This window comes from Legionella sainthelensi, from assembly GCF_900637685.1.
Lineage (GTDB): Bacteria > Pseudomonadota > Gammaproteobacteria > Legionellales > Legionellaceae > Legionella > Legionella sainthelensi.
Genome location: NZ_LR134388.1, coordinates 2,000,184 through 2,011,068 on the forward strand (window position 1 = coordinate 2,000,184; position 10,885 = coordinate 2,011,068).

Sequence of the window (10,885 nt, forward strand, 5' to 3'; positions counted from 1 at the left end):
TGTGCAGTAGTTCCAACTTTATCTGACAGTTACCGGTTTTTAAGAAGTGTCTGTCAGGTCAAATTTCCATCCAGAATTGTTTACTCTCTATCAAAGGTTGCATTGGAGTACGTCCACAACACATTAGTAGTTTGAATACTTGCATGACCTAGGCGTTTTTGAATAAGTGACATTTCCCAGCCTGACTTAAGTAAATTAGAGGCATGGGAATGGCGTAACATATGAGGACGAACGTAAAAATTGCATTTTCGGCTTAAAGTAACGAAGAACTTTTTAGCTACAGAATAGTTAAGGTCTTCGTATGATGTAAGGTTTATAAACACATATTTAGTGAGTTTATTTTGATCATTAGGTGGTTGCTTTACTTATTTTAAGCTTACTATACGTCTTTGTGAGGGTTTATTTTTATAAACATGATGCAAAAGAGCTTTATATCGATTAAGTAATCCCAAAATAATTTCAAGCAATACGCGTAGCTTTTCACAGTACACGGAGACTTATCTACATTATTTAGATAGCGAACAAATAATCTCTATCATTGAATCTTAGATCTCTTTAAGTCTGATTATCGAAATAATCAGACTTAATTATAGAGAACCCTAAGTTCAAGTTAAGATATATATCTATTCACTTCCCTTTAAAATCAGCTGAAAAAGTTAACGAGGCTGATTCATTTTGTATACTAAATATTCTGGTAACATCATCGCTCATCCCTTAATTCCCATAACGTGCGGTTATTATATTTCAGATAGTGTTTTGGCTTTAAAATCGAAACCAAAATGTTTCGGCTCAAGTAATTTTATTGCAGCTGGACTACGAAAGCTCTCTGGGGCCGGTATACCCAGGACTATAACGTCAGTAGCCTCATTAAGCTTGCCGATAATAACTGGTTCAAATGTTGACCGATCAATTATTGTGATTAAATCAGGGCATGCAATATAAGGCTCATCATTTAGCCAAGATAAAATATTCTCATTTTTAACCCATATTTTGAATTGATCACCTTTAAAATTATCAATACCAACGAGATGAACATAGCCTATATAATATCCATCTTGGACTGCTGCTTTACGTTCTATTACCTTGCCAATGAATAAAATTTTAGCTTGGGTTAATTCAATGATCGATTGCAGGGAGTGGTTCTTTCCCTCCCTCGCTTCCCGCAAAGCTGAGCCAACGGATAACGCCTTTGACAACGTATTAAGTAACATGAACGATTTTATTTGCTTCAGTTGTTTCAATAATGCTGCCTGTCCTACTAAGCTTAAGGATGCGGTGGCCATAATTTTACCTAACCTTTCGGTCATATGGAGGCCCGTCGTTTTTTTGATAATCACTTGATTGCCATATGCGTCGCAACTTGCAATAGGCAATAAATTAACGTTGTTAACAGCGGGTAATATTTGTACCACTTCAGGTAACGCCCTACCCGCATAATCTCCCTCAATTGTCGGTACACCAAGCCAAGCTGCGGTAGCAACCGCACTGGAAGTAGCTGCTGCACCTAATTCAAGAGGAATAACTGCATTGAGTTTAATTTTTTCGTGTTCAAGCAGAAGTTGTGTGGCAGCAGCAGGCATATTTGATACAAACTCGTGCAGGAGACCATAGTTTTTTCTTTCTTGTATCACCTCTTTTGATTCAGGTCCTGGAGCTGGCCCCATTAGATAGGGACATATAGGCCAGGCATCATTAGTCAATTCTTTCACATCAATAATGCGAATTTCTTTTCCCGCACTCATAACTTCACGTAACATTTTTTGGCCAAAAAGAGGATCTCCTCCGCTCCGCCTCCTGTTGCAAAAAAACAACACCCACGCGTGAAGTCTTCAATTTGCTGATGAGTTGAAATTATAATCATATATCCCTTTATTTCATACATTAACGTGAAAACTGCTCGCTCGATTTTACGGTAATTGAACGAATTTTTCCTTCCTGATCAAGATGCATGATTCCTATATTTTCAGCTTTTTTAATATTACTTTCTCTGTCAGTAAATTTAAATTGGATGCGAAACGCGATCTTATTGTCATCCGAAACAACATCAATAAATTCAAATTGAGTAATTTTTTCATTATCTTTGCCCCAAGAGCAGTGTTTTTCTAACTCTTCTCGAGAAAGAATCTCACCATTAAACTCACCTGTCACCGAGTTTGCATAATAACGTTTCATTTTTCAACTGAGGATAAAACCCACACATCATAAAACCATGATTCAAGAAACGCTTTGCAATAATGCTCATCTTAATCCTTAATAATTAAGGTTTATTGTTATAACTTTAGCAATACATTTAAATTAATCAAACTCAGGAACACTACCCTTTTCTCAGGAATTAATTTAAAATTTATTCAATGTAATAGTCTAAAGGAACACTTAAATGATAAGGCATATCGTCCTTTTACCTTTTAAAGAGGAACTTAATGATAATGAATGCTTGGAGTTATTAAAAGGGCTAGGAGCACTAATAGAAATAATTCCAGAAATAAAGTCTTTTAGTTGTGGAAAAAATAATAGCCCAGAGAATTTAGACAGAGGATATTTATTTGGATTTGTTATGGAGTTTCTTACTGTGGAAGATAGAGAAGTATATTTAAATCATCCTGCTCATATTAATTACGCAACCAATAAAATATTGCCTAATTTAGTTAATGGTATCAATTCCCCTATTGTTTTTGATTATGAACTTTGATGAAGCAAAAATATAAGCAAAAACTCTTCTCATCCTATGAAAATGCTTTTTCTGTATAGTCAGCCGCTCATCTTAGGATCAAACTCCGAAGCTATTTGTTTTCCGTTGCAGTATAACTACTGTAGATTGCATGAGGTTTATGGTGGTAGTAAGCCCAATAACGATCACCATAAGACCAATGCCAATATTCTGTAGGGTAATTGACAAAACCAACCTGACGTAAAATGTTACTCATAATATGTCGGTAGCGTTTTGCTTCTTTTGAAATAACATTGGAATTAGTTAATGATAATGTACCGTGTAAATCGTTCATCCAATCTTTAGGATGAATGCCCATATCCACTGCTTCCCCTTTTTTATTAATTAAATAGACATCGATCGCACCACCTGTTGAATGAGGGGGAATATTTTTTGAAGAATCCAAATTAACTACCGGCGAAACCAACTTTGTAGTTTCATGAAACAACTGTTGATGGGACCACGAAGGATGTTGGGTTTTAATTTTTGCATATCGGGTATCGAATAGCATTTCTTGCAGCTGTAAGCTTCGATAGCCCTCATACAAACGAAAATGTAATCCTTGCGGCAATAATGCTTGTGCTTGCGCTAATTTCTCATAAACAATTTTTCTCAGTTTTGTATAATCGGTGTTATTCGGAATTTCAGGCGAAGGACCGTAAGCAATTTCATGTTGATTTTTTAAATCAATCATCCTTTCATGATTATCTATGATGGGGATAGCGAGTATTTGGGGATCGGCAATTAATAAAAATTTATTTTGATCTGCATTGCTTGACATCATGATTCCCCATAATACACTTAAGACAGTATATTTTATTGCACCAAATTTTATTTTTCTATTCTGTTGTTTCATGATGAATTAATTGAAGGAAAAAAATACACAATTATGAAATGAAAGTGTACAATCCTTCATGGAAAAAATTTTCTAAAGAGTAAAAGGAAATGTGCTTAGAACAACATACACTCAAACTGAATACAACAGGTCGAGGTACTTTTGATATCACGGAACAAATCAATCTATTGAGCGCACATTTTTCCTCCCAAAACGGACTGTGCCACTTATTTTTACAGCATACAAGTGCCTCATTAATGATATGCGAAAACTATGATGCACAAGTACGCGAAGATTTAGAAAATTTTCTGAAAAGACTTATTCCAGATGGTGACCCATTATTCAAGCATACTTTAGAGGGTAAGGATGATATGCCAGCACATATCCGCACCATATTAACTCAAACAAGTCTGAGCATCCCTGTACAAAATAAGAAACTCGCATTAGGAAGGTGGCAAGGGATATATTTGTATGAGCATCGTTATGCACCACAACAACGACATTTGTTCATTACATTCATGGGATAAATCAGTATAAAAGGAAGTATATTAACTTATAGAGATGTGTCAATCATCTGTGCCTTTTGAAAAAAAGAACAGTTGGCTGTTATGTCTACAAAGAAAAATTTAATACCTATTATCATTAACAAAGTAACACGAATTATTCTGTAATTTTCTGAGGTTATCATCTAGAACCTCTATTTTATTTGTTTAATATCATTAGGTGGATTGTCTTTTTCAGAGTCTTCTTGGGTCTTTTGGTTGTTATGCTGAAAAAAGGTTTCGGTGAATGTCTGCTTATCGCTGAATAGCTCATCACCAAATGAATTAGAAGTATCCTTGGCGTTTTCTGTCTTAATTTTATTTTGTTTTTTATTAAGTCTATATTTTATCCGTTTGATGCTTAAAAAGGGATTAGGTACACCATCAGGGTTAAAAGACTCAGCGGAAATACCGTAAGTATATTTTTTCCAGGATGGCGAACGGAAGTATATTCTCCTAATTGTAAATCACTTTTATGAATAACCCCTGGGCTAATTTTATTTTGCTTAATCGCATTTTCTATCTTCGCAAGAAGAGAATTTACTTTTTTTTCGTTCCCAGGAGCTATGTAAATGGTGAATTGCATTCCTTCATTTAAACGTTTAATGGATTCAATGCATTTTTGATAATAAAGTTCTAAATTATGCCCACTTAAAGTAACAATTTTACCCTCATCCTTAACTTTCACTTCTTTAAGTGGATTTTTTTTTGCATGCTCTATTTCTTTGTTAAGTTCTTCTATTTTTCTAGTGTGGCGAAAAATATTTTGTATCTTAAAAGAGGGGAATTCTTTCGAGTATTTTAAAATGATAGGAATTATTATCTCATAGGCTTTAAATAATTCCTCCTTGGATATAGTGATTCTTGCTTTCCAATTACGATCCAACGCATCACTTTTTTTAATATATTCTTTTTTTTCTAAATTATGTACATCATCATGTTCAAAGAAAATTTCACCACCATTATTTATTAAAGTGTATGGGCCAATTTGTCCAATTTTCGGAGCCCCAGAGGTCCAAATATTATCTTTACATAATTCTTCAAAATATTTTGCCTTTAGGTATTTTGATAAATCATCATTTTTACTCTCATTATTTTTGAAAAAACTAAAAAAATGCTCAAACATATTCGCCTTCTAAGGAGTATTATTCCACAATATTTATAATAGATAATTGTAGTTTATGTGATCATTAAGCTCAATAAATAGCCGATAAAGAGAGGTAAAACGAGTATTTCATTGCGTTTCTGGTGCAATAAAGACCAGTATATTTTTTTAAGATTCAGCTATTTTCTAAAATAGAAGTATGATTTAAATATTACGATTATCAATTGGTACGACGTGTTGAATTTTACCGCTGAGTTTTGCACCTAAAGATAACAGCACAGGGAACTGTTGAATGATGGGCAGTAACAATGCCCTACCCCAAGGTTTTAACATGGCCAAATGTGCAAAAAAAATAGAGGCGTGAATTCGATGAGAAAAATATTTGCGCCATTGTTGTGTATAATATTTGCCAGCATCGTTTGGATTTTTATTCTGTTTTATATTGAATTGAATCAAGCTTTGTGAAAGTAGCCATGCTGATTGCATAGCCATACTAATTCCCTCGGCTACTACGGGATGAGCCTCTCCAGCAATGTTACCCACAAAAAAAACACCATTTTTATAACAGCTTCGAATACCAGGTTGGATTGGACCTGCCGCTAGCCATTTATCTTCATTTTGCGCGTGGTCAAATACATCACGAACGCCACGGCAATGAGCTTGAATGTACTGAAACACTGCTTCACCTGCCGGTAAATCAGGAGATTTCAACCGCAAATTTTTTAACGTGTCGCGCCGAATACAACACGAAAGCGCGACTAGTTGTGGGGTAGTATGCACAAGTCCACCATATCCACCTGGGAAAGCCAATAAGGGCATTAGATTTTTTGGTAAACTGCAGTTATTGAAATGTGCTTTAAATGCTAAGAGATCGTGAGCCTTATGTATTTTCGCATTTGAAGGATCGATTTTTTTGCCCCAAGAACCATTAGCAATAATAACGCGAAGAGAGCGAATAATTTCAGAGGTTCTCCCTTCCTTTTTAATAGTACAAAAAAATAGGCCATTCTTATGCTGTAGCTGCATCGCTTCACAAGGTTGCCAAATAGTGACGCCATTTAATCTAGCCTTACTCACTAAAGCCGTGTCTAAATATTCACGTCCTAGTGCCCTTCCATATGGGGTTGTTGTAGAGTTCATGTACGGCATATTAGCTGTCAAAATTACATCGCCCGCGTACAAACCTATCTTAGTTACCTCAGGTCCACCATTTTCAAAGTAAAATTTTTCCAATCCCAAGATTTGTAAAAGGGGCAAACTTGTGGCAGAAATAAATTCGCCACAAACTTTTTTACGTGGAAATTCTTTCTTCTCAATTAAACCTACTGACCAGCCTGCTTCGGCTAGCAAAATAGCGGTTGTAGCACCAGCAGGCCCTCCTCCAATAATCAGCACATCGAATGTCATCGATTTTAATCCTTATTCCTTTAAAATAAGAATACTCCACCAAAATGGAAAGTGCCATTTTATACGGTAATTCTTAATCTCTGCTTGTTTCAATAAAATTTTTAACTCTTTTCGAGTAAATCCTTTCTGAATTGAAATAAGTCCATCATGAGTAATCAAGCGATTATTAAAAAATATGGGACTGATGATTTTATAAAACCAATAAGCGAAAAAACTTCGTTGCAGATCATTAATGATTACCGCACGACGAACCGTACTATTGGCTTTGAACAAAAATGGAGCTAACGCTTCATCATCCAGATGGTGGCACACTAAATTGAGTAATATGATATCCACGCTATTGGAACTCAATTCTAATTCTGGTTGTTGCTGGAATTGAAACTCAATAAAATGAGTTCGATCAGATTGTTGCCAATTTTTTAGTTCGTCTTGAGCCAGTTGAATCGCTTCTTTAGAAACATCTAAACCTAATAAACGCATATTCGGATAATATTTGCCTAGATTTAATAAAAATAACCCGCCACCACAACCAACATCGACTAATACAGCATTAGGAGAAAATTTTTTTAACAGATGGACCGTATGTTTAAAAATTCCCATTAGCTGATTAATTCTAAAAAGCTTTTTTAATGACTGAGTGTATTCATGATGAGTATAAAAGTCTTGCCCAAGATCAATGAGTTCCTTTTCCTTTGATCGTTTTGTAAGTTGAGTCATATCATTTTAACGATAGGCAAATTTTTATTTTGCAATAAATAAATAAATACTGCAATTACTCTTCTTCTCTATAATTTATGGTATAAATTTGATTCTCTGAAGGGAACTATTTTAAAAAGGAAAAAATGCAATCAAAAATTACCGCCTTTGGCATAGCAAATCCACCTTTTAAACGCACGCAAGTGGAAGTTGCTGAACTGATTGTCAATGCATTTCATCTTGATGAAAGCCAAGAAAAAATATTGAAAAAAATTTATAAATCATCAGGAATTAATACTCGATATAGCATCTTAAGCGATTATTGCAAGTTGCCTGGAGAATTCGAGTTTTTCCCCAATGATCCTGAGGATAGTTTTCCTTCAACTGCGAAACGAATGCATTTATATAAACAGCACGCACTACATTTAGCAATCACTTCTGTTGAAAATTGTCTTAATTCGATTAAATTTGACAAAAAAAATATCACCCATTTAATCACAGTAAGTTGTACTGGCATGTATGCTCCTGGAATTGATATTGAAATTGTCCATAAACTCAATTTAAATCCCTCTGTAAAACGTACAGCAATTAATTTTATGGGGTGTTATGGAGCGTTTAATGGATTAAAAGTAGCAAACGCATTTTGCCAAGCAGAACAAAACGCCAATGTATTGTTAGTTTGTGTTGAGCTATGTAGCATTCACTTTCAAAATAATTTTAATCTAGAAAATATGGTTTCAAATGCACTTTTCGCTGATGGAGCTGCATCTGTTTTGGTTCAAAATAATTCTAGCATGGATAAGTATTTCTGTATCCAGTCATTTTTTTGTGATCTGGTACCACAAACTCATCAGGATATGGCGTGGAGTATTGCTGATTATGGTTTTGATATTGTCTTGAGCTCCTATGTACCTGAAGCGATTAAATCAGGGATTTTTATGTTTACTGAAACATTACTGAAGCAATCACATTATTCGATTGATGATATTCATCACTATGCAATTCATCCTGGTGGAATTAAAATTTTGCACGCGTGTGAAGCAGCATTAAATATTCCTGCTCAAAAGAATGAACATGCTTACGAGGTATTAAGAAATTATGGAAATATGTCTTCTGCAACCGTACTATTTGTTTTGAAAAAAATTTGGGATAATTTAGGTATTAAAGACAGTAATCAAAATATTTTTAGTTGTGCTTTTGGGCCTGGTTTAACCCTGGAAGCCATGATATTAAAAATATACTGTAATAAAAAATAGAAAATTTTTAGCTGTCTAATTGGACACTAATATCGCGAGCTGCAGATTGTCCATGATTATCAACTGCTCTAACAACAAATTTACCCGGCTTCGCTTTCCATAAATAAGATTCCCCTGCTTTAGTTTTTGTAATGAATGTTTCATTGATAAACCAATATACATAAGCAACGCCAGCATCCGTCACAGCAGTAAGTGGAATAGTATTATTTTGTTGAGAGTTAGCGCGAATCACATAAGTAATTCCATTTTGAGGAGAAGTAATATGCGGGTTAATACTCGTATTTCCAGATAATGTACAATCAGATTCAAAAAATGGAGGAGAATGTCTTTGTATTCCAGCTTTCTTAAAAATATTGAGCAAATCAGAAGGCCAAAATTCGAAAATTTCGAAACGTGTATTTTCATCAATATGACACGTTCGCAAACCCGTTTTGCTATTAATGGCAACTTCTCGATAAATCGTATCGGTTTTTATTGGGGATTTCCCTGGAATAAACCAGCCCCATTCAGTATCTTGGCAATAGCGTGTTGGCAACATTCCGGAAGCTTTACAGACTTCAATTTTTTTCAGATTCATTTGCTCTGGATGTTTGTCTAATGCTCGGATCGGCCCTCGCTCTTGCTTTAATGCATCAACAAGTTCAAAGAACAATGGAGCTGCAATATCCTTCCCAATAAACGCAGGATTGGCTTTATTATCAAAGTTCCCTATCCATACTGCTAAAACATAAGGACCAAATACACCTATTGTCCACGCATCACGATAACCTGACGATGTTCCCGTCTTCCAAGCAACGGGTAGCTGTATTCTTCCTTGAGGGAGATAATCCAATTGTGGTGTGTTTTGTAACATATCTAACACAAGGTAACTTGCCTCAGGACTTAATAAGCGAATACCTTTTGGTTTTGTTTCATCTTTGATACTACGAATGGGATACCAAAGACCATCATTAACTAACATGGCATATAATCCAACCAACTCCTTCATGGTTAATTCCACACCACCTAGGCTTAAAGAAAGGCCGTAAAAAGATTCCGAGCGGAGTTGGCTTATTTGTGCTTTCTCTAATAATTGATGCAGCGTTAGATTTGTCAATTGACTTGAGAGATAAATTGCAGGAATATTGCGACTGAGAACCAATGCATCTTTGGCTTTTATTGGCCCCATAAAATCATAATCAAAATTTTCTGGATTATAACCATTAAAGCTATGAGGTACATCTTTTAAAACAGTATTTGGATGAATTAAACCTTGATCTAAAGCCAAACCATAAATAAAAGGCTTAAGCGTTGACCCAGGTGATCGTTTGGTTTCTGTACCATTAATTTGGCCGCTAATGTTTTGGTTAAAAAAATCAGCAGAGCCCAACATTCCTTTGACTCCCATATCGCGAGTGTCTAAAAGTAAAATTGCCGCATTATTTACGCCCATCCCTTTTTTTCTGGCAAGGTAATGGCGTGTAATCCGTCCTATAATCATTTGCGTGCGGTAATCTAAAGTTGTATCAATATCTTGTTTTGTGAGTGATACATCATGTAATAGTGTGTTCGTAAAATGAGGCGCGTTAAACGGAAGCGAATGAATATTTTGCATGACTAAAGGCAAATCAAACATTCCCTTTTTATTAATATCCTCTGGATGTTTATAGAACCAACGCTCTAACAGATGAGCCCTTATTTTGCGCAACTCTTTATTGTTAGGTGTTCTTTTTCCTGGGTTTTGAGGAATGATGCTCAAGGTTAAAGCTTGTGGTAATGTAATTTTATTTACCGAAGTTCCAAAATAAACCAAGCTTGCGGCACCTACCCCTTCAATATTTCCGCCATAAGGAGCCAAATTTAAATATGCTTCTAATATTTGCTCTTTGCTGTAATGCATTTCGATTTGTATCGCACGAATAATTTGGATGAATTTACCTGTTATTTGTTTTGAATTTAAACCATAATGCATGCGTGCAACTTGCATCGTGATCGTTGAAGCGCCGACTCTGCGCGATTGTACACCATAAGTTTGCCAAATTGCTTTTATTGTAGCCCAAGGATTGACCCCATAATGCCAATAAAAATATTGATCCTCTTGTAACAAAGTGGCATCAATGAGTTGTTTTGAGATTTGTGATAATGGTGTAAAAAGTCGATATTTCTCATCTTGACTTAAAGTTAATCTTAATAACTGATGATGATCATCATAAACTGCTCGCGAAAAACTAGTACCTTCCAATAGCATTGGTTTTGGTAAAAAAAATATTATCAAATATGCACTGACAAATAGCCCAACAAAGATTATGCTTAAGTATTTAAATGTTTTGTTCATAGTCGCTATTATGCACTAAAAAG

General features: G+C 35.1%; 11 protein-coding genes. 3 read left to right on the forward strand and 8 right to left on the reverse strand.

Annotation, left to right across the window (positions count from 1 at the left end):
* Window positions 1-80 precede the first annotated feature (80 nt).
* From EL220_RS19655 to EL220_RS08840, 3 genes are all read right to left on the reverse strand, one after another.
* Window positions 81-323, reverse strand: a complete 243-nt coding sequence (locus EL220_RS19655; protein WP_081779035.1) for a tyrosine-type recombinase/integrase — start codon at window positions 321-323, stop codon at window positions 81-83.
* Window positions 324-737: 414 nt separating this feature from the next.
* Window positions 738-1,757 (reverse strand): DUF917 domain-containing protein, encoded by a 1,020-nt coding sequence (locus EL220_RS08835; protein ID WP_027269878.1) that lies wholly within the window; start codon window positions 1,755-1,757, stop codon window positions 738-740.
* Between the two features lie 124 nt (window positions 1,758-1,881).
* Window positions 1,882-2,172 (reverse strand): hypothetical protein, encoded by a 291-nt coding sequence (locus EL220_RS08840; protein WP_027269877.1) that lies wholly within the window; start codon window positions 2,170-2,172, stop codon window positions 1,882-1,884.
* A 205-nt stretch (window positions 2,173-2,377) separates the two neighbouring features.
* Here EL220_RS08840 and EL220_RS08845 point away from each other — a divergent pair, with 205 nt between their 5' ends.
* Window positions 2,378-2,689 (forward strand): Dabb family protein, encoded by a 312-nt coding sequence (locus EL220_RS08845; RefSeq protein WP_027269876.1) that lies wholly within the window; start codon window positions 2,378-2,380, stop codon window positions 2,687-2,689.
* Window positions 2,690-2,780: 91 nt separating this feature from the next.
* Here EL220_RS08845 and EL220_RS08850 read toward each other — a convergent pair whose 3' ends face one another.
* On the reverse strand, window positions 2,781-3,488 hold the full coding sequence (locus EL220_RS08850) for a M15 family metallopeptidase (protein ID WP_027269875.1): 708 nt from the start codon (window positions 3,486-3,488) through the stop codon (window positions 2,781-2,783).
* Between the two features lie 164 nt (window positions 3,489-3,652).
* Here EL220_RS08850 and EL220_RS08855 point away from each other — a divergent pair, with 164 nt between their 5' ends.
* Window positions 3,653-4,069, forward strand: coding sequence for a secondary thiamine-phosphate synthase enzyme YjbQ (locus EL220_RS08855; RefSeq protein WP_027269874.1), 417 nt, complete (start codon window positions 3,653-3,655; stop codon window positions 4,067-4,069).
* Window positions 4,070-4,445: 376 nt separating this feature from the next.
* Here EL220_RS08855 and EL220_RS08860 read toward each other — a convergent pair whose 3' ends face one another.
* From EL220_RS08860 to EL220_RS08870, 3 genes are all read right to left on the reverse strand, one after another.
* Window positions 4,446-5,210, reverse strand: a complete 765-nt coding sequence (locus EL220_RS08860) for a hypothetical protein (RefSeq protein WP_128130866.1) — start codon at window positions 5,208-5,210, stop codon at window positions 4,446-4,448.
* Window positions 5,211-5,393: 183 nt separating this feature from the next.
* Window positions 5,394-6,596, reverse strand: a complete 1,203-nt coding sequence (locus EL220_RS08865) for an NAD(P)/FAD-dependent oxidoreductase (protein WP_027269872.1) — start codon at window positions 6,594-6,596, stop codon at window positions 5,394-5,396.
* Window positions 6,597-6,608: 12 nt separating this feature from the next.
* Entirely contained in the window at window positions 6,609-7,313 is a 705-nt protein-coding gene (locus EL220_RS08870; protein WP_027269871.1) for a methyltransferase, read from the reverse strand.
* Between the two features lie 125 nt (window positions 7,314-7,438).
* Here EL220_RS08870 and EL220_RS08875 point away from each other — a divergent pair, with 125 nt between their 5' ends.
* Complete coding sequence (locus tag EL220_RS08875; RefSeq protein WP_027269870.1) at window positions 7,439-8,548, forward strand: type III polyketide synthase; 1,110 nt, start codon at window positions 7,439-7,441, stop codon at window positions 8,546-8,548.
* Between the two features lie 7 nt (window positions 8,549-8,555).
* On the opposite strand, the gene pbpC is transcribed toward EL220_RS08875, so the two are convergent.
* A complete protein-coding gene (gene pbpC, locus EL220_RS08880) occupies window positions 8,556-10,862 on the reverse strand; it encodes a penicillin-binding protein 1C (RefSeq protein ID WP_027269869.1) in 2,307 nt (768 codons plus the stop codon).
* Window positions 10,863-10,885: the final 23 nt, after the last annotated feature.